This window comes from Marinobacter halotolerans, assembly GCF_008795985.1.
GTDB lineage: Bacteria > Pseudomonadota > Gammaproteobacteria > Pseudomonadales > Oleiphilaceae > Marinobacter > Marinobacter halotolerans.
In genome coordinates this window covers 995,795-1,015,475 of sequence record NZ_VMHP01000002.1, presented here as the reverse complement: position 1 = coordinate 1,015,475, position 19,681 = coordinate 995,795, and the positions used below count along the sequence as shown (strand labels likewise).

At 53.2% G+C, this 19,681-nt stretch carries 19 protein-coding genes; 9 read left to right on the top strand and 10 right to left on the bottom strand.

What is annotated here, in order from left to right; genetic code table 11:
• Positions 1 to 162 precede the first annotated feature (162 nt).
• From FPL19_RS15000 to FPL19_RS14985, 4 genes are all read left to right on the top strand, one after another.
• Entirely contained in the window at positions 163 to 2,100 is a 1,938-nt protein-coding gene (locus FPL19_RS15000; RefSeq protein ID WP_191965292.1) for a methyl-accepting chemotaxis protein, read from the top strand.
• A gap of 64 nt (positions 2,101 to 2,164) precedes the next feature.
• A complete protein-coding gene (locus FPL19_RS14995; RefSeq protein WP_150913606.1) occupies positions 2,165 to 2,575 on the top strand; it encodes an ACT domain-containing protein in 411 nt (136 codons plus the stop codon).
• A 106-nt stretch (positions 2,576 to 2,681) separates the two neighbouring features.
• On the top strand, positions 2,682 to 4,013 hold the full coding sequence (locus tag FPL19_RS14990; RefSeq protein WP_150913604.1) for a PilZ domain-containing protein: 1,332 nt from the start codon (positions 2,682 to 2,684) through the stop codon (positions 4,011 to 4,013).
• A gap of 20 nt (positions 4,014 to 4,033) precedes the next feature.
• A complete protein-coding gene (locus FPL19_RS14985; RefSeq protein WP_150913602.1) occupies positions 4,034 to 6,592 on the top strand; it encodes an EAL domain-containing protein in 2,559 nt (852 codons plus the stop codon).
• A 32-nt stretch (positions 6,593 to 6,624) separates the two neighbouring features.
• Here the strand turns inward: FPL19_RS14985 and FPL19_RS14980 are convergent, their stop codons facing one another.
• The 3 genes from FPL19_RS14980 to FPL19_RS14970 all read right to left on the bottom strand — a co-directional run bounded on the left by FPL19_RS14980 (position 6,625) and on the right by FPL19_RS14970 (position 8,501).
• Entirely contained in the window at positions 6,625 to 6,939 is a 315-nt protein-coding gene (locus tag FPL19_RS14980) for a non-heme iron oxygenase ferredoxin subunit (RefSeq protein WP_150913600.1), read from the bottom strand.
• The gene (locus FPL19_RS14975) at positions 6,936 to 7,874 is read right to left on the bottom strand and encodes a fatty acid desaturase family protein (RefSeq protein WP_150913598.1); all 939 of its coding nucleotides are present in this window, start codon (positions 7,872 to 7,874) and stop codon (positions 6,936 to 6,938) included. The genes FPL19_RS14980 and FPL19_RS14975 overlap by 4 nt, the downstream gene beginning before the upstream one ends.
• Positions 7,875 to 7,937: 63 nt before the next feature.
• A complete protein-coding gene (locus FPL19_RS14970) occupies positions 7,938 to 8,501 on the bottom strand; it encodes a Spy/CpxP family protein refolding chaperone (RefSeq protein ID WP_150913596.1) in 564 nt (187 codons plus the stop codon).
• 174 nt (positions 8,502 to 8,675) lie between these two features.
• Between FPL19_RS14970 and FPL19_RS14965 the strand changes: the two genes are divergently transcribed.
• Positions 8,676 to 10,391, top strand: coding sequence for a protein adenylyltransferase SelO (locus FPL19_RS14965; RefSeq protein WP_150913594.1), 1,716 nt, complete (start codon positions 8,676 to 8,678; stop codon positions 10,389 to 10,391).
• 333 nt (positions 10,392 to 10,724) lie between these two features.
• Here FPL19_RS14965 and FPL19_RS14960 read toward each other — a convergent pair whose 3' ends face one another.
• Positions 10,725 to 10,868: a DUF1127 domain-containing protein gene (locus FPL19_RS14960; protein WP_150913592.1), complete on the bottom strand. Its 144-nt coding sequence runs from the start codon at positions 10,866 to 10,868 to the stop codon at positions 10,725 to 10,727.
• 60 nt (positions 10,869 to 10,928) lie between these two features.
• On the opposite strand from FPL19_RS14960, the gene FPL19_RS14955 reads away from it, so the two are divergent.
• Positions 10,929 to 11,213 carry a hypothetical protein gene (locus tag FPL19_RS14955; RefSeq protein ID WP_225314450.1) on the top strand — a complete coding sequence of 95 codons (285 nt, stop codon included), beginning with the start codon at positions 10,929 to 10,931 and terminating at the stop codon, positions 11,211 to 11,213.
• Here the strand turns inward: FPL19_RS14955 and FPL19_RS14950 are convergent.
• On the bottom strand, positions 11,194 to 12,108 hold the full coding sequence (locus tag FPL19_RS14950) for a pirin family protein (RefSeq protein ID WP_150913590.1): 915 nt from the start codon (positions 12,106 to 12,108) through the stop codon (positions 11,194 to 11,196). The genes FPL19_RS14955 and FPL19_RS14950 overlap by 20 nt on opposite strands.
• Positions 12,109 to 12,371: 263 nt before the next feature.
• Between FPL19_RS14950 and FPL19_RS14945 the strand changes: the two genes are divergently transcribed.
• On the top strand, positions 12,372 to 12,638 hold the full coding sequence (locus tag FPL19_RS14945; protein ID WP_150913588.1) for a hypothetical protein: 267 nt from the start codon (positions 12,372 to 12,374) through the stop codon (positions 12,636 to 12,638).
• Positions 12,639 to 12,756: 118 nt separating this feature from the next.
• The gene (locus tag FPL19_RS14940) at positions 12,757 to 13,170 is read left to right on the top strand and encodes a hypothetical protein (RefSeq protein WP_150913586.1); all 414 of its coding nucleotides are present in this window, start codon (positions 12,757 to 12,759) and stop codon (positions 13,168 to 13,170) included.
• Positions 13,171 to 13,258: 88 nt separating this feature from the next.
• Here the strand turns inward: FPL19_RS14940 and FPL19_RS17555 are convergent, their stop codons facing one another.
• Positions 13,259 to 13,399: a hypothetical protein gene (locus FPL19_RS17555; RefSeq protein WP_191965291.1), complete on the bottom strand. Its 141-nt coding sequence runs from the start codon at positions 13,397 to 13,399 to the stop codon at positions 13,259 to 13,261.
• A gap of 130 nt (positions 13,400 to 13,529) precedes the next feature.
• Positions 13,530 to 14,840, bottom strand: coding sequence for an MFS transporter (locus FPL19_RS14935; RefSeq protein WP_150913584.1), 1,311 nt, complete (start codon positions 14,838 to 14,840; stop codon positions 13,530 to 13,532).
• Positions 14,841 to 15,784: 944 nt separating this feature from the next.
• On the opposite strand from FPL19_RS14935, the gene FPL19_RS14930 reads away from it, so the two are divergent.
• Positions 15,785 to 16,480, top strand: a complete 696-nt coding sequence (locus FPL19_RS14930; protein ID WP_150913583.1) for a PEP-CTERM sorting domain-containing protein — start codon at positions 15,785 to 15,787, stop codon at positions 16,478 to 16,480.
• Positions 16,481 to 17,127: 647 nt separating this feature from the next.
• On the opposite strand, the gene FPL19_RS14920 is transcribed toward FPL19_RS14930, so the two are convergent.
• From FPL19_RS14920 to parS, 3 genes are all read right to left on the bottom strand, one after another.
• The gene (locus FPL19_RS14920) at positions 17,128 to 17,880 is read right to left on the bottom strand and encodes a site-specific integrase (protein WP_225314449.1); all 753 of its coding nucleotides are present in this window, start codon (positions 17,878 to 17,880) and stop codon (positions 17,128 to 17,130) included.
• Between the two features lie 696 nt (positions 17,881 to 18,576).
• A complete protein-coding gene (locus tag FPL19_RS14915; protein ID WP_150913581.1) occupies positions 18,577 to 19,041 on the bottom strand; it encodes an RES family NAD+ phosphorylase in 465 nt (154 codons plus the stop codon).
• A complete protein-coding gene (gene parS, locus FPL19_RS14910; RefSeq protein WP_191965290.1) occupies positions 19,038 to 19,544 on the bottom strand; it encodes a type II RES/Xre toxin-antitoxin system antitoxin in 507 nt (168 codons plus the stop codon). The genes FPL19_RS14915 and parS overlap by 4 nt, the downstream gene beginning before the upstream one ends.
• Positions 19,545 to 19,681 lie beyond the last annotated feature (137 nt).

The window sequence follows — 19,681 nt, the reverse complement described above, 5'->3', positions numbered from 1 at the left end:
TTCCGACAGGGTGAAATCCAGAAATAAAATCAGATTCCTGTTCAGAACCCCGACAACAGGTCGTTAAGTGAAGGATGGGAGCCTTACTCCCGACAGAACAGCGTTTTTACGCTGAAGGGTAGTCGTCGCCTGGATGGGACCTGCAAAAGGAAGATGTTGGTTATGTCGATTCGCGTAAAGCTGTTCCTGGTCGTTATTGGAGTTATTGCCACAGTAGGCATTGCAGCCATTCTTTTCAGCGTATTTGCCACCTCCCAAAGCCTTGAGAGGGAAGCGAAAACTGCCAAGCAAAGCGCTATCAATGACGTATCCCGGGCGCTGACAATCAGTGACGAGCTTATGTCTGCGCGAGTCCAGGCTAGTATGAAGCAGCTGATCGAGGACGGCCTTCGCCTCGGCCAACCCCGCCTGGGCAATGAAGAGGTGAGGGTGGGCGACCGCACCGTGCCGCAACTGTATCTGGGCGATTCTCCGCAGGCTCTGGATTACGAGCTGGTGGACCAGCTGACCGCAAAAATGGGCGGCACGGCAACCCTTTTTGTGAAATCCGGTGAAGACTTTGTTCGCGTGGCCACCAATGTCAAAAAAGGCGACGCCCGTGCAACCGGCACCATTCTTACACCCGGCGGCGCGGTCTATCAGAAGATCCAGAACAAACAATCCTATTTCGGCCAGATCGATATCCTTAATTCACCCTATCTGACGGGATACGTCCCCATGCTGAATGCAAGGGGTGAGGTTATCGGCATCTGGTATGTGGGCTACAGCGCCGATCTTACGTTTATCGAAGACATTATTTCCAAGCTGCATGTACTGGATCGCGGATTCGTGGTCCTGGTCGATGACAAGGACCGCGTTCGCACCGTTAGCAGCAATCTTGAAGGTGGCGTGGAGGCGGCACAAAAGATCATTGAAGCGGGAACCAATGACGAGTGGGACATTGAAGTTGCTCAGTTTGAGCCATGGGATTACCAGGTGGTTGCCGTTGCTTCTCGTAACGAGGTGTCTTCCCGGATTCTTTCTGAGTCAATGAGTACCGCAGGGTTTATTGGGCTGGCGGCACTGATTATTCTTGCCAGCCTGGGTGTCGCCATCAAACTCATCGTTGAGCGGCCACTGAGCGCACTTAGAGAGGTAGTAAGCAACCTTTCAAGCGGCGAGGGCGATCTGACCGTGCGCTTCAATTCGAAGCGCCGAGATGAATTTGGCGAGCTGGCGAATGGTTTTGATTCGGTCCTGGAGAAATTCCAGTCCACGATGAAAACCGTCAACGGGTTGGGGCACGAACTTGCTGACGTCTCCGGACATCTTTCGGACATGGCAAAAGCCACGCTTGAGTCCAGTGAGCGTCAGGGCGAGGACCTGGGCACGGCGTCGACTTCCGTTCACGAAATGAGCGCAACCGCCACCTCCGTCGCCGAGAGCGCTGTACACGCCCAGGATGTCGCCAGAGAAGGATCCCGGGAAGCAAAAGACGGTGAAGAGCAGCTGGAAGCAACTGTTCAGAGCATCAAAAAACAGCTGGACGCAGTGTCCAGATGCCATTCGTCCGTGAATGAACTTCGGGGTCAGTCAGATGGCATCGGGGAAGTGCTGGACATGATCAACTCCATTGCAGAGCAGACCAACCTGCTGGCCCTGAATGCAGCCATTGAAGCCGCACGTGCCGGCGAACACGGACGGGGCTTCTCGGTGGTTGCGGACGAAGTACGAAACCTTGCAAAGCGTACCCAGGATGCCGTGGAAGATATCCGGTCACGCATTGACGGGCTTCAAAGCAGCTCGAAATCCATGTCCGACAATATCAACAGCGCGCGAGAGCATTCAGAAACCCTTAACGAACTGGCAGCCCGTTGCCTATCGGCAATGGCCAAAATCAACAGCGCCATGTCGATGATCGGTGAGCGCAATACCGATATCGCCAGTGCCGCTGAAGAACAGAGCCAGGTGTCTGCCCAGATCAGCGAAACCCTCGACCATATTTCCCAGGCCGCCAAGAGCAATACCGAATCTGCAAAGGACACCACATCTCAAAGTCAGAGAGTGGCGAACATGACGAAGCAGTTAAGAGAGGAAATGGGGCGCTACCGGATCGAGTGACTGCTACATTTACCAGGTACCTATACCGAGTAACCATAACGTCGGCCCGGAGGATAGCCAAAAGATGAAGCGATCACAGTTTCTACAGGATTTAATCAAGCAGCTCTCGCCAACCCTGGATTCGACCACCTACGTCTACTGTACGGTGGCTCGCGCAAAGTATGGTGAGCTCGAAAAGCTCAAACCCATTGTCAGCATTGCCGAACTGGAAGGCCTCACCCTGGTCATTCCTCTGGAACAGGCCAAAGCCGAAGGCCTGGACTACTACCGAGTGTTCCGCCGTATCACACTTGAGGGGCACTCAAGCCTTGAAGCCCTCGGGCTTACCTCCGTGGTAACCAGCCTGCTCGCCGAGCGAGGCATTACCACCAATGTCATCGCCGGGTTCTATCATGACCACATGTTTGTACCCAGCGATCGAATCGACGAAGCCATGGAAGCACTGAAAGAGCTGGCCAGCCATCCCGAGGGATAGCGAGCAAGGCTTTCCCCGGGGGGTTGGGTGAATATGTCGACTTAGATCACATATCCGATCTGCATAAAAGTCATATACTTAGCCAAACTTTCGAAAGGGAATCAGGATGACAAACAGGACTCAGAGAGAGCGGCGGCGCGACCGGCGATTAGGTATACGTTTGCCGGTCAATCTCAATTACGCAGAAGCGACGATTGAAACCAGTTCGCTGAACATGTCCGCCGGCGGACTACGGTTAAAGCGGCCTAGCGGGCTATTTATCCAGCCCGGAAAAACGATTGATATCTCCTTCCGGGGCGCCAGCCTGGAACCAATGCCGGCCCTGGTGGCCAATATGGGCAAATCCCATATCGGCATTCAGTTTGACGAGAAACGCTTCTCGGATTTCGAGCTCAGGGAGCTCTATGACCTGGCCCCCGCCTGGCAGCGGCTGCTGGTTAATAGCAAGCGTCGGCTCTGGAGAGACAGCCGCCGGTTTGCGGTTTTCTTTGCGAACACCTTCTTTCGTTCGCTGATCATCCGGCTTACCAAACCGGATTTCGTGTTTGCGGTTTATGGCAACAGACGGGACGCTGACACCTATTTTTCGCCCGAACTGGCAAAACGAATGCCGCCAAATCTGGTGTTGGGCTTTATCCGGAACCAGAATGCGCGAGGGCTTCTGGTGGCCTCGCAAACCCTTGAGCACGAGTTGCAGGCGGATTCGGACAAAGTCCGTGAGTATATGGGCCAGCTCCAACGGGATTTTCCGGATGTGAAGCGGATTGCGCTGGTAGGTCGACTGCCCAACTTCGTCAAGAAGGCCGGCATCGACATTTCAGATCCTCTTGTCGAGGGCAGTCTGGGCACGCGTTATATGATCTGGGATGTGGCCAAGCAGATGAAAGCGCGTCCGGAATATTCACAAGAGACCAGTATTGTCGTGCTAGGCGGAGCAGGGCGCATTGGCAATGCGGTCTGTGACGATCTGAGCGGGCTTTATGAAAAAGTGATCGCTTACGACCCGCGCTACGAACAAGATGAAGAGATAACGACAGATCAGGGAACTGTGTTGCGCACATCCAACGTCGCCCGACTGCATGATCAAAAACTCTACATCGGGCTAATGTCCCACGGTGATGTTGTCCTGGATATGTTTCAACATATGCCCAAGGGGTCGCTAATAGCAGACGACACTCACCCATGCATCAGCTTGAATGTTCGGGAAAAATTGCTTGAAAGGGAGATTACCGTCGAGAAAGTGGTACTCTCGCATTCGGAGTTTCTAATGTGGCCGCGCATGCCATCCTGGAACCGCCGTGACATCCCGGGCTGCCTTGTAGAGGCTCTGGTGTTGCTACAACGACCCGAACTTGAGGGGGGTGAATTTCTTTCCTTCTGTCAACAGGCCGAGGGAATGGGATTTACTGGTCGGCTGATCAAGCCCCTGGCGGAATAGGGGTGAGACAGGGATGAATTATGATTGGAAGAATGTGGTCGAGCTTGATGATCCTGGCTCTGGCAGTGGCCATTTGTCCCGCCCTGGCGGCGGAAGTAGTCGTTCAGGACGAAACTGATCATTACTCACTGAACGAGGGGTTGGTCTATTCAGTCGACCCCACCGGCCAGGCGACCCTGCAGGAAGTAATGGAGCAGGGCGAGTGGCTTGAGAAGTCTGAGCGTGTACTGAACCTGGGCTTCACGATTGCGCCTGTGTGGGTCAAAGCGTCGATCCGTATCCCAGAAGCGACCGATGAACAGTGGTACGTGGTGATTCCTTATCCTTTGCTGGAAGAGGCAGAACTGCACGTACTTCAGGACGGTCGTTTACCGGCCATTTACCAGATCACTCGCGAACAGGTTCTGCAAGGACCCAAACACTCCGATGGCTATTCCGTCAGCCTGCCTTTCCCCGAGGGGCTGAGCGGAAATCTTGATCTGGTACTTCGCGCGGATTCCTCCACATCGCTGCAAGTTCCTCTCGAATTCTGGCGCGAGGACTACCTGATTGATCAATATTCGGAGCAAAGCTTTTACTGGGGCGGCTACTTCGGAATTCTTGTAGCCCTTGTGGTTTACAACCTGTTTCTGTTCCTGTCGATTCGTGACCCGGCCTATGGCTACTACGTGCTTTACCTGGGCGCACTGAGTTTTGTCATGCTTAGCATTTCGGGGGTGGGCACAACGTTTGTTTGGCCTCATAACCCTCTGTTTACACGCTATGCATTGCCGATAGGTACCGGGTTTTTATCGTTGTGGGCCTTGTTCTTCGCGCGGCAATTCCTGAAGTGGCCCGGGTTTTCCCCGAAACTGAACCGCAGCATGACAGTAGCCGCCGGCCTGGCTGGGGTGCTGATTGTTTACACGCTGTTTGATCCAATCAGTGGCGCAAGGCTGGCAGGGCTCCTCGGCGCGCTTGTGGTGGCACTTCTGATCACTGCAGGCGTTGGCGGTTTGCGTGCGGGAGTAGCGATCGCCCGCTATTTCGTGCTCGCCTGGACGGCCTTTGCCGTTGGCGCCTTCACCTACCTGTTGAATATTTTCGACGTATTGCCAGTTAATACCATTACCAGCAACGCGCTGGCAGCAGGCTCCGCCGCCGAAGTGCTGCTGTTATCCTTTGCGTTGGCCCATCGAATCAAAGAGGAACGGGCTCACAAGATCTCTGCGCTTCAGCTGCAACAGGACGCTGAACGACAGGTCAGAACACTGCACTTGAAGTCCCTTGACGAGGCCTCGCATGACTCGGTGACCAAGATGCCGAACACCTCACTGCTCAACCGTCGGTTGCAGGAAACGGCCCAAAAGGGCGAAAGGGTAGCGTTGGTGCTGGTTCACTATCCCCAGGTGAAAGAGATTGCCTCCAGCATGGGCCGTAGCCTGGCCGAGGAAATGTTCCGCCAGTTGGTGCGTAACTTCAATCACGCCCTTGCCGGCCCGGGTTGTATTATCTGCCTTGAAAATACCGGACCAGCGTACCTGGCAACCCCCGAGTTTGGCTCCATTGCCTTTCTGATGGATCTCGATGGGTGGGACGCCCGACTGGAGCCCTTTATTGAACAGGTAGTCGGTTATCACGAGGTGTCGGTTAACTCCATACGGCTGCCACTGTTTATGAACCTTCACTGCGGTGTGGCAATCTACCCGGAGCATGGTGAAAAAGCCGAAGTGCTCTTTCAGAATGCCTCTGCCGCCCGGGACAGTAGTGCCCGGGAAACCGTGCCTGTACGGGTGTATAACGAGGATATTTCGTCCTTTGCAAGACGCCGCCTGGCGTTGATGGGAGCTTTGCCGCCCGCCATTGAAGCAGGCGAGTTGGAGCTGTATCTGCAGCCCCAGATGAACGAGTCGGGGCAAAGACTGGTAGGCGTTGAGCTTCTGATACGCTGGAACAGCTCACGCTTCGGTCCCGTCCCTGCCGGTGAGTTGATCGATATTGCGGAAAATGCCGGATTGATGGATTTGCTGTCCCGTTTCGTCATCAGCGAGGCCTGGGCAACTATCAAGGCTTTGCAATCGCATAATCTGAACATCACCTGCAGCATTAATCTGTCTGTGCAGAACCTGACCAACAGCGGCTTTGTGTCCTACCTGCTGAGCGATGCGAAAGAGCACGCCATCCCTATGGATCTTCTGATTTTCGAGGTGACTGAAACCTCGATGATGCACAACATAGACGCCGTAGTCGGCTCACTGCTTCTGATTTCGGACGCTGGCTGCAAGGTGGCTCTGGATGACTTTGGCACCGGGTATTCATCCCTCGCTTATCTCAGCCGCCTTCCCATAAACGAGCTGAAAATCGACCGCTGTTTTGTCAGCCAGATGTGTTCCAGCCGCCATGACCTTTCCATTGTCGAAAATACCCTGAAACTGGCACAGACCCTCAACCTGGAAACGGTGGCCGAGGGCGTTGAGGATGCCGACACCCTGGCAATGTTGCACAAGCTGGGGTGCGATCGCGTACAGGGATATCACTTCGCCAAACCCATGCCAATTGACGAATTCTGTGATTGGGCGAGGCGCCAACAAGCCACCTGACAAGCGCATTTCGCGACGCTTGGAATGCTGTTTTAAACCCGTATCTGAACCATGCCATCTCGCACGCGAACCTCCAGTACCTGCAAAGGCCGAGTTGCCGGCGCCGCGACGGGCTTTCCGTCCCGAACGTCAAAGGCGCCCTGGTGCAACGGGCATTCAATCACATGATCGTCAAAATAGCCGTCGCACAGATCCGCCCCAGCATGAGTACAAAGTGCCAGCGAGGCATAGATACCGTTGGGCGTATCATAGACAGCGATGGTTTTCCGCCCGACCTCGACCCGAGTAACCCAGTTAGTTTCCAGCTCGTTCACCGCGATCACATCGCGCCATGGTTTGTCGGTCATGCCCGTGCCTCGTGGATCTTCCCCAGGATGTCCCTATGCGCGCCGAGATAGCCGCCGGGCTCTATGTGAATATGGTCACGCAGCTTTTCATGGAGGAGAGGCAGGGTGTGGTAGGGCACCAGGGGCACATAGTGATGTTCCGCGTGATAATTCATGTTCCAGCACAGAAACCGCCAGGGCGCCGAGACCAGGTTGGTGCGGGTGTTTTCAGTCATCTTCGTCACGGTCGGGCGACCCACGTGTTCCGTCATCCGGATGAAACGCATGACCGGTTCGCCAAGAAACAACGGGATGAGCCAGTACCAGACCAGTCCCCACCAGTCGGTGACTGCCATGCCCGCAAAGATCAGCGCATAAATTCCCAGCATGATCCGCGCTTCGCGGTATATCGACCCATGCTCCTCTTTCGGAACGAACCGTTTTTCAGCATCCGACAGCCGCCCCAGGGCGTGGCTTGTTATCTCGCTGAACTTTGTCTTCCAGTAGGGAATTGCAGAGAGGTAAAGCAGGTATTCACCATAGGTTTCCGGCATCGGAATCAGCTCTGGATCCTCGCCGTCAAGTTGCGTGTAGGTATGGTGATCGCAATGCTCATAGCGGAAGAAACGGTGTGGCAGCATTATAATGAGCCCGCAGATCTGCCCAGCGATATTGTTAAATTCGCGGGTGCGGAACACGGTGTAATGCACGCATTCATGCTGAAGCGAGAAATGATGCACCAGCACGATGCCATGCAGGAACATGGCGGGCCAGATCAGCCAGCTGTTCCAGGCCAGCGTGATTAGCGTCGTCGTGCCGGCCAGAACCAGCACCCAGACGGCCAGATGTCGAAACGCCGGGCCGTCCGAGCGCTGCATCAGGGATTTCAACTCGTCACGGGTCAACTTGCCTTCTGCCAGCGCCTGGCTCACCGGTGTCACGATGCCATCTGTCATCGTTGATAATCCTTGAGTCTTGCCTGTGCATTAGTCGATCAGAGTCAGCTAAACCCAATGGGTTTAGTTTGGCATGAGCCAGTCACCCGACTGCAGCAGCTTATTTTTCTGCTCGTCGGTCAACAGATCGCGGATGTCCTGCTGGGCTTCCACCTGCAGTTCCGTGATTTCCTTGATGACGTCAAAAACCTTTTGCTGTTGATCGACAATGTCGCCGGCATCCAGCTCTTCCGCGGCGTAGAGTTCCTCAAGCTTGAGCGATGCTTCGTACCTTTCAACTTTCAGGTCCGTTAGATCTGAGCGAAGTTCCCGCTGAATCTCAGCAATGTCTTCTAGCTGATCAGCATCAAGATCCAATTCTATGGTGGGGGCCGTCTGCATCCCGCCATGACCGCTCTTGCCGTGATGACCGGAGTATCCGTTCTTGCCGTGGTGTCCATTATGGTCATCGCCGTAAGAGTGATGGCGATTCATGCCAGCCGCTTTGTCGCCGCCGGCCTGACCCGCGTCTGGGCCTGAAGGAGATCCCGTCGACGTTTCATGTGCGTTGGCCAAGGATGCAGTGCAGAGGAGCCCCAGGCAAAGAGCAAGAGAAGGTCCTATACGCGATTTGTTTTGCAGTTTCATTTGTTGTCCTTATGTGCTGTCGATAAAAAGAACGTTGCATTTCACGCTATGAGACTTACTCATACGCGCTAAGTTCAAGATTGGCTGCAATCAGCCTACTGAACGCAGTCGTAGACGCAAATAATGTACACTCAAACTGTTACCCATAATCAAACCAATGTATGAGGAGCCCCTATGGTAACGCGACGTCACCGGGAAATACCCAAAACTGTCGCGACCCTCGACGATCTCGCACCGTTGGCAGACTATTCATTCATGGACACGCTCAACTGCGATCCGGAAGGGAGGGCAAGCGGAGCCGACCATGCGCCAAGACAGGTTTTCTCGGGCCACTATGTTCCAGTCAAGCCCACGCCCATCGAAAGCCCAGAATACGTCGCCCATAGCGAAAATCTGTTTCAGCAGCTGGGTCTTGCCAATAGTCTGGCGCAGTCAGATGACTTCGTGCGCATGTTCTCGGGTGACTTGTCCCGGGCTCCGGAGCCTTTGCGCAAGGTCGGGTGGGCCTGTGGCTACGCGCTTTCTATCTATGGCAACGAATTCTACCAGCAGTGTCCGTTCCAGACCGGCAATGGCTACGGCGACGGTCGCGCTATTTCGGTGCTCGAGGCTGTCATCAACGGGCAGCGCTGGGAAATGCAATTGAAAGGGGCAGGGCGCACGCCATACTGCCGCGGCGGCGACGGCCGGGCCGTTTTGCGGTCCAGTGTGCGGGAATTCCTGGCACAGGAGCACATGCATGCGCTCGGTGTGCCCACCTCGCGGTCTTTAAGCCTGTACGTGTCGAAAACCGAGACTGTCAGGCGTCCCTGGTATTCGGAGGGCTCACACTCACTTGATCCGGATGTGCTTATCTCCGAGCCGGTTGCCATCTCCACGCGGGTTGCACCGTCCTTTATTAGGGTAGGGCAGCTAGAGCTCTTTGGTCGTCGTGCCCGCAAGCAGGAACATCCGAACGCGATTCAGGAGCTTGAGCAAATCGTCCTGCACGTGATTGAACGTGAATACCGTGACCTGAGCAAACAAACAATGGGTACCGCCGAAAAAGTGGTTTTGCTTGCACGTGAGTTTCGCGGCAGGCTGACCTCGCTGATTGCGAACTGGATCCGTGTTGGCTACTGCCAGGGCAACTTCAACAGCGACAACTGTGCGGTGGGCGGATTCACGCTCGACTATGGCCCCTTTGGGTTCTGCGATGCATTCAATCCTCAGTTCCAACCATGGACCGGGGGCGGCCAACACTTTGCGTTCCTCAACCAGCCAGCAGCGGCGGAACGCAACTTCCAATCGTTCTGTTCGGCGGTTCGGCCGTTATTGACAGGGCATCCAGACTACTTGCAGCAACTGGAGGAGATTCAAGGTGATTTTCCCAAGGTGATGCAAGAGCAGATGGAGAAGATGTGGGCTGACAAGCTCGGACTCAACGCATTTGACTCGGCGTTGTTTCGCGAACTGGCCACGTTGATGATGCAAACGCCCGTGGACTACACGCTATTTTTCCGGGAACTCTCATCGTTGCCGGAAGACATTGAGCCGCTCAAGAAGAGCTTTTACAAAGGCCGAGCTTATGACGCAGACCCCGATGGGATGGACAAACGCTGGTCAGCGTGGCTGACAGATTGGCAATCGCGCCTAAGCCCCGGCAAACGTGAAGAGCTTTCCCGTCAGATGAAGCTCGTGAACCCGAAGTATAGTCTGAAAGAGTGGTTCGTCGCGCCTGCCTATGAGCGAGCAGCAGCGGGGGATTACACTTTGCTTCGAGAGCTGCAGGACGTGATGACGCAGCCATACGCCGAGCAATCGGAGGGTATAGAGACGAAATACTACAGGCTGAAGCCACCCGAGTTCTTTGATGTTGGTGGATTGTCACACTATAGCTGCTCGTCGTGACTACCCATTGCAGGCCCGAGCTATTGGCCGTTTTTTTGGGATAGGGGAGATATCAATCTCCCCTTTGAATCAATGCCCCAGTACATCCTTTTCGTTTTTCTTTGCGTTTTTCTCTTTCTTCTTTTCCTTGGCGGTTAAGAGCGGTTTCTTTTTCGTGTCTTTCTTTCTGTCCTGGCCTTTACTCATGCTGTCCACCTTTGTCTGATGCCCATACTTCCAATATCCAGTATGAACCCAATTTTCAATGACTGATAGCATTTGGAATGTGGCCCATGTAGTAACAATCCCTCATCCGTGATTGGTTTGTTTCGTTTCTGCATACCCCTGCGATCATCAATCTTTCCAGAAAGCCTTACTCGCTTCCTGTTCAGCGTCAATTCGTGACACACCGATGTCTTTAAGCATGGCGTCGGGAAGCCTTGCCAATTGCCGACGGGTTCGATAGTTGATGTACCAACGGTTAAGCCGCTGAATCATGTTCTCTTTCGAATTATTTTCCCGGGGGCCAGCCTTCCCCTGAAGCAGGAAGCTATGGCCATGCTCGACAAAATCCCTGTTGCCATCAAAGAATTCCAGCGCAAGGAAGCCCGAGCTCCCAGGGAAGAGGGCATCATGGAAAAAGCGCAGACTGCCGCCAAGGAAATTGAAGCTTCCGCCAAACCGAATGAGCAAAAGCCCTTTCTGCTGTCGGTGGGTTCGCTCTACAGACGCAAGGTGATTAAAATCTCCGGGCCTTCTTTTGCACGGATACGTAAGGCGGCCAGAATTCTGGAAAACGTGGATTTCACCATACCGGAAAAGACTACTCCGGTAGCGAAATAAACTCGTTTTCATCGCCGGGGACGAGTGGAAAGCGCCCCGTTTTCCAGTCTGATTTTGCCTGCTCGATTCGTTCGGCACGGCTGGAAACAAAGTTCCAGGCCATAAAGCGTGGCTTGAATGGTTCCCCCCCAATCAGCGCTATTCGTGTGTCTTCGCTGGCGACGACTTCAATGTCAGAGTCGGGGCCCAAAACCGCCATGTTAAATGTTGGGATGTCGGTACCTCGGGCGGCAAGCGAGCCTTGTGCAACATAGATCGCCCGCTCTTCGGCGTGGGGCAGGGTAAGCTTTTGTCCGGGCTGCAGGTGGGCTTCGACGTAAAGAGTGTCTGAATATACCGCGACCGGTGAGGTCAGGCCAAAGGCACTACCCATAATGACCCGCACCTGCACACCATCAACCTCAGTGGCCGGTATCTGGTCGCTCGGATAGTGCATAAACGCAGGGTCCATTTCCTCTTTGTCTTCTGGCAGCGCCAACCACAATTGCAGGCCGTGCAGGGTATGGTCGGAGGCGGTGACTTCAGGGCGTTCCCTTTCGGAATGCACTATGCCCCTACCGGCCACCATGAGGTTAATGTCACCCGGTTTTATTGGCTGCAAATTGCCCAGTGAATCCCGGTGTAGAATTTCTCCCTCAAACAGATAGGTTACGGTGGCCAGATTAACGTGCGGGTGAGGGCGGACATTGATACCGTCCCCGGCAGAGAAACGGGCCGGCCCCATGTGGTCGAAAAATATCCAGGGACCGACCATCTGTCGTTCCCTCGTTGGTAACACCCTTCGTACAGAAAACCCGCCGAGATCCTTCGTTCTGGACTGTATCAGTAACTCAATGGCCCCACGGGATCTGACAAAATCGCATTCGACCTCCATGGATCTCTCAAGGTTGCTCATCGGTGGCTCCTTCGATGGCTGAATGTAAGGGTGCCGTCTCTATTTAAGTTACTTTGTTATTTATTAAGCTATTCCAAATAAAAATAGACCAAGCCCACCTGTGATCACACATGGAGTGAAAGACGGACAAGGTTATGGTCTGGCTATTTTTTATGCAAAAACAGTCTTGAGTCTCTTCATTTTTCTCAGAACTTTATAGCCGATGCTTGGCTCATATTTTTGAGTAGAAATTCCCACCTTGACCAATGAATGGGAGCTTCCCAATGGACCCTGATTTGCTTGCCTTTGCCGTATTAAAAGATCCGAATCACACACTCAGTGAAATCAGCCACGACAAGTCTGATGTACAGTCGGGTGGAAATAATCGCGTTTCTTTCGAAATGCTTTCCGAGGATGGCGAAGTTGTTGGCTACATCAAGACCTGGCGCCACGAAGACGACTACGCTGGGTTTGTCCATTTCGACGCTGAAGGCAATATCATCGATTGGAAGGCCTTTACCGAAGGGCTGGGTTCCATCCAGTCTCACTGACAGAGGCAAGTGATTATCCCAAAACCTTCCTGAAGTTTGAGCTTAATCAAATTCGCGTTTTAAAAATGCATTAAAGTCCTTGAGAAGCAACTGGCATTTTAAAGGGCGGAGGCGGGGCATGAGTATTTTCGCTGGCATTTGGATCGACCAAAGGAAGGCGGTCACTGTTATCCTGGGCAAGGATAGCCTAGATATGTCCATCATCGAATTGGATGCAGAATTACCGTCAAGAACCTCGGGAGGGCATCGACAGCAAGCCCCATATCCGCATCAGGATGTAGCCGCCGAGAATCACCGACAACCCAAGTACGCTGCGGAGATGCTGGACTACTTCCGCAAAATCTACCGACGCATCAAAACGGCGGATGAACTTGTCCTTATCGGGCCCGACAAGTCGAGACAACAGTTCATTAACTTCCTCATGCAGCAGCGCTCGCCCATTGGGCTGCGGGAATGCATGCCGGTCGGTTTGATGTCTAACAGCGACGTTGCTCGATATGTCTGTCGGGTTTTTGATCGTTCCTATCACTAAGGAATGTGATCGCAAAGCAGGTGAGTTGAGTCCGTTTGGGCGACCAAACAAAGTGCTAAATTCGTCGTCCGCCTGGATGTGGCCCTTCCTAGTCAGAGAGTGGTTTGGATAAAAGGGAGCAGGTCAGTTCGACCTTTTTAGCGCTAGCAATCTGAGCCAATTGTGCCTGGCCTGCCTCGTAGTTGCTCACCGCCATGCTGAAGCCATCAACAGCCAGGTTGGCGCTCATCCAGAAGCTCCTCACGGCTGGGAGTCGCCATGTCCAAACCTCCTGGGGTCAGAATGGATAACCATAAGAGTATATGCTCAACCAGGGTATCGGGCTGACCAGAAGTGTAATGTGGACTTCCCCCTGACCATCATAAATTCGGGCCCTTTTGCTCATCGGTGAGGGAAGTGGTTAGGTCGTTTTCAGTCACGTTATCGGGTACGGTCCGCGGCTCCAGTTCAAACACCTCCGGCGTCGAGGAAGGAAGGTTGGTGTAAGCGCCCTTATCGACAATGGCGACCCGGGCATGGCGGTGAACATCCAGCAGGATGTAGGAGCCCGTCAGCGCCAAGGCTACCATGGCCACGAGGAATCCTGATTCAGCTCCCATAGCAAGAGCAACGCCGCCAGCAATGGCGGGTCCCGCCGCCGCACCTATACCGTAGCCCAACAGTAGCCCGGCACCGATGTCAGCGGTATCGGTGGGCGTCCCGACGCGGTCGTTAGCATGGGCGAGGGCGAGGGGGTAAAGCGCGTAAAGAATACCGTGGAGACCCGCCAGCAGGCAGTAGATCGCGACCAATCCCAGGCTCTGACCCCAGATGAGCGTGAGTGCGAAACAGGCGCTGACCAGTATTGCGCCGGACATTACCCGGCGGCGCTCGAAACGGTCGGATAGCGTTCCCACTGGCCATTGCAGAATCAGGCCGAGAATAACGGGCACGCTCATCATAAGCGCGACGCCGGTCGTGTCCAGGCCCAATGAGAGCGCGTAGATCGGCCCCAGTGCGGTAAGGGCACCCCCCGAAAAGCCGGCCGCAGTGGCCGTTGCCAGGCTGACTGGCGAGACATTTACGATGCGTCGCCAGCTGGCTGGGGCACGGGTGGGTATTGCCGGCGCGTCGGTGCGCCAGAACAGTACCGGCACCGCTGCCAGGCACAGGACGATTGCCGCGACGCTGAATGGTTGCCAGAGAGTGTCTGACAAGAAGATCAGAAACAGTGGCCCGATGCCAATGCCTCCGTAAACTGCGAGGGTGTAGACTGCAAGTACCCGTCCGCGTGCCCCGGGGCCGGAGGCACTGACCAACCAGGCTTCAACCACAACTGCTACAGCAGCAATACTTGCGCCATGCAGTAGTCGGATCATTCCCCAAAACCAGAGGGCGTCGATCAGCGCGAGGGACAACACGGCAAAGATGGCAATACCCAACAGGCCGCCAAAGGCGCGGATATGGCCAACGCGCTGGATAAGCAGGGGGCCCAGAAAAGCACCCAGGCCGAACCCCACGAAATAACACGCTGTGACAAAACCTGAGACAGAGCCACTGGCGAGCCGAAGCGGAACCAGCGTATGCGTTAATCCCTGGCTTACGTACATCATCAGGGTTGCCAGCAGGAGGAGCGCCAACGATGCGAGTTTTGGTGCGACCCGGTGGGGTGTTCTGTCGTCCTGGTTCATGGGCAATCCGTTGTTGTAGTAGCCCCATTTAAACCGGACACCTTTGCAGAAGCAAAGGCCTAGGCATAGATCTAGTCCGAACGAGTGTCCGAGGTTGAGAAAATCGTATTAATAACCTGAGTACTGGACGACCACACAAAGTACTAAACCTCTGCAACCAAACATCAGTATCTTACCCACCAAAATCCACACAAAGTGCTAAACAAACTTAAAGTAGATTCGAGAATAGGGTGGTCATTCTGGTTTCCACACAAAGTGCTAAATTCGTCGTCCGACTCAGGGTTCGGATTAGTCTCTCTGGAACCGAAAGATTAGGGGCGAGCAACAGGCATTTGTAGCAAGGGACGCTATTAAACAAAAGCGAACATTCGAATGACTTGCCGATACGTTTTTCACAAATGCCTAATGCCCGATAAAAGCGGTCCTTATAGCTTTAGTAGTGGGATGAGTGTCTGTGCTGGAAAGGGATGAGAGAGAGGGGGGTCTAGGCACCGAGTTCATCTCTCTTTTTGTCGAGGAGTCCAAAAAGCAGGTCAGGTCACAAATGGGCCTCAAGGGCCAGAACTGCCAAGGCCTCGACCAGCGGCAGGAGTCGGGTCCGAGAATATTGTCTTATTTGAAGAGCCTGCTGCTGAAACCGCTGCGAGTGAGGTTGGCTAATGCGGCAGGTCGTTGGTGATATTTATGCTCTTCCTCTCTATTTTCGCAGTTCAATAAAAGCAATTATCTGCACTGATAAACGATGACTTGCGGCGCTGATCAACGGCGTAAAGTGTCGGGCTAATTTACACTCTATCCATACAAGAAAAGACTAAAAATTATATTTGTTATAAAAAACAGTTATATATAGATTCCGGTACGCTTTTTGCCGATACATTTGGGAGTAATTAATTCTGAGACATGGATGTCGAATCGCACACACCACCCAAATAGCGAGTTAGGCAATGAATAAGTGTATCCAAAAGATTTTGTTGGCCGCGTGCATCGTGGCCATGCCCGTTACGACTCACGCGGTTCTTATCGACCACGACACTGGTTACACGCGCGTTTCTTCATCCAATATCGTACAGGGCGGTGGATTAGAATGGTTACAGTGGAGTGAAACTGACGGACAGTCTATCGACACCGCACTTGGGACATATGCGAGCGACGGCTGGCGTTTAGCTTCGTACACTGAAATGGCCGCCCTTTTCAACTCTTTTACCTTCGGACTGAATTTTTCAACTATCGAAAGTCCGGGCCAGACCGTTGACACGTCATGGAATACCGCTGAAACTGGCCCACACCGTGATTTCGTAGACCTTTTCGGACGCACCGCTTTCGAGGATGATAATGATTACGGCACGGCTGACCCATATTCCAGAGCTGCCGCATGGTATGGCTCAGCTGCCGACGGCGATTTCTTCAGCTTTGTTCGGGTTGATGAAGATACAACCGTGTTAAATCCTGCATATCCGCAATTACGCGACGCACGCACCACTTTTGCGATATTTCCTTTTTCTACGAACATCACCTATGGTGATTATGGCGTTGCCCTTGTCAGGTCGGTGTCTGTGCCCGAGCCCGGCACCTTCGCGTTGTTGTCGCTAGGTCTTCTGGGGCTGGGATTGAAGCGCCGAATTCATCGTAAAACCCTGTAAGTCATGTAGCAGGTCTACGTGTAAAGTCGATGGTTGTAATCCTGCAAAGGTCCATTGGATCCAGCGACGTCGATACCTCTCAAGGCGCGCCAGTATATCTTCTCGTGAAGAGCGCTGGCGTAGCTTCTGCTCATAAAGCCGGGTGTAGCGACGAATGTGGTTCTGATGTGTTCGTGCTGAAACAGTGAGTTTACCTTCTCCAAACTGATAGCCCAGAAAATCGAAACCCTTTTCGATCCTGCCAATAAATGTCTTGTCAGGATGTTGTTCGAGTCTTAAACGATCGAAGACCTGGCTAACGTTCTGGTACCGGTTACGCGTTATCGCCGAATATGAATGTTCGCTTTGCGACCAAACCCAACCTCGCTCTTCAGTCTGGCGTATCCCATTAGCAATGAAATCCACGTTGGGTGGGTCGGAGTCGTCATATGAGTCGATGTCGAAGGGGCAGGGCAGCTATCTGTATCCGGCGCTATCAAAAAGTTTCATGACAAGTGAGCTGAAAATTTTAACCGGTCATGTACGCAGACCAAGGGCATTCGAGGCATGTGGAAACTAATAACGACTGCGCTTCAAATGTTATTCGGGTGTTGGACTAACCAACATATTTGTAGCCGGCATCCTGCAACGCTTCCTTTAACGACTCCTCAGGAGATTCTTCGTAGATAAGCGTTGTTGACGGTGACACATGGCCAGCAATCTTTTGAGCGACCTTTAACGGACTTCTTTTGTTCATGAATGATATTCGTCATTAAAGTCCTTCGGCCACTGTGGGAGCTGGCTCGCTCAATACCTGCCCAATGCCGCTGCATGAGAGCGAAGTGTTCCTGGAGAGTATTGGGAGAATAGGGGCCTCCTTTTTGAGTCAGGAATAGGGGATCGGTCTTTTTCACTGAAGGTCGCGCGGCCAAGCGGATTGCAAGGTGATTTTCGATAGCAGTTCTCAGCGCGATGTCATCCATTGGAAGATCACGCGATTTACCACGATGTTTTTTGACCTCAGGATAAAAATCCTCAGGTTTGATCTCGGCGCCGGCCTTGGCCATGGTTTCAATTTGCTGAACAAGCTGGTGGAAGTCGTGCACACTAAAACTGATCCGACGCCGCTGATACGCGGATTTGGACCGCTTCAACGCATCGGCACCCTGAGTGTAAGCCGCAGGCAACGCAAGGATTTCCTTAAGTTTGAAAGAGCGCTGACCAGAACCCGAACTCCCAGGGCCAAGCTCGGCGACGTCTTTGATCTGGAGTAGCGCGATCTCCTGAACTCGAAGTACGAGCTTGAAGCTGATCTGAACCAGAGCCGTATTCTTTTCCGGGTAACGATGCTCTTTGATCTCACCCAAGAGGTGGGCGAACTGTTCGGGCGTGAGCACGCGTGCCTGGCCGGTTTTGCTCATCGGATAAGCTCCCGGTAAGCCGCAAGGATGCAAGGAGAGGGTAAAGATAAAATCCGTAATAATGTTTTTTAACGGATTTCTGAAGTTAAGTAGAGAGTTATTGTGCTCAGGGCACCCAGGCAGACCCAATCATCCCAAAATGACATTGGTTGCGCGTCGTATCGTCGATTTCTTCGAGAGCTGACGACTACAGTTTTCAATAGTCAGGAGACGGATCTCGTCTAAACCGGATTATCGACAACACCGCTCCTAGTTTTCTCTCATATCACAGAGAGGTTGCGAGGCTGCCATAACAAAAATCCGCGCTCCGATTCACCTGATACTTATCGAGAGGTCTAGGGGATGTCTTTCACTGGCATCGCTTAATACCTTTCGCGCCTAGGGCATTATCTAAAACTGCGGAGTTCCGTCGGAGCTGACGCCATTCCACAATCGAAATTAACCGCCATAATCCAGGGCACTGAACGTCCCATAAGCGCTATTCGAGAAAGAACCTAAAAACGTTCAAAATCATGGATATAGAAAAGTGGGCGACGAATTTAGTACTTCCTGTGAAAATTTAGTACTTTCTGTGGCTATTCTTTAGCACTTTCTGTGGTCGTCCAAAAATCCGTAATAATATTATTCAAACGTATATCGTACTGCGTATAATGTATATTATGTTAAATACAATATTAACCACACAATAGAAACCCCTCAATCAGAAACCAGCCGATCATCAAACTGGAACGTTACCTCAACGCCCTCTTCGATAACCGCTTCTGCGTCAGGATGTTCCGGATTAAAAACGAGATTATATTCCTGCGGCACAACACATGAACGGACTGCTAGTGCAAGCGCCGCTCCGTCCATGAGGAAGTTAGTCCCTATCTCCTGGGTGCCCGCGGACACTCGTGTACCTTTCCAGTCTTTCGGGTAAGCGTCGTCTGCCAGGACCATAACCAGATTGTCCGGCACCTCAAGCTGGAGCAGCACATAGTTCTTCAGGCTGTCCTCGTCACCCAGATTCACCAGTGTTTCCAACTGAGCAAGTGCAATACTTTCGGACAGATATACCGCGGGATAATTGGGGAGATTCCAGCGCCCTCCATATTGGCGCGCACCAAATCCAGAAAACGCGGTGTCCTTGTGCTTCCGTTTGGTGATCCGGTACGCCTTCACGGGTACACGCCGTGCTCAAGCTGCCCGATCAGATCCCGTACCATACGAATACCGGCCTCGGTATCCAGCAGATCAATCGGGCACTGGTGCTCCAAAGCTCGCGCCGGACACTTCAGCCAGCGCTGTGCCTTTTCCCGGTCACCTTCAAACAGTTCCACAGCGTTACGCATCACCAGCTGTAAAGTGGCTACCCGATCCAGTTCCGCCTTGTTCACGACGCCCTCTTCACGACGTCGAACCAGGGTGCGCGGGGAAATATCCAACAGCTTGCACAGCGTGGCGTCGTCTATGTCGTATAGGGCCTTCAAAGCATCCAGGTCTCTGGCCTTGCCGCCGCGGCGGATCTTTTTCACGCCCTGGACGCCGGAAAACACAAACTTGCCCGTAGCGGTTCCGCGATGAGCTTTCGCGGCATCTCGACCCGAGTACACGGCTTTTATATTCGCCTTGGCGGGCCCAACGTGCTTTTTGGGGCTTTGTTTTTTCTCGGTGATTGCTGACATAAAACCTCCCGGCATTTGGCACATTAATTTTACCACAATGGCGTCGACATCTCACGGTATTGCCATTCACACGATTAACCACCAACGTTTAATTTGCTCCCCAAACATACTACTCTGCAATGACTACCACTCAGGAC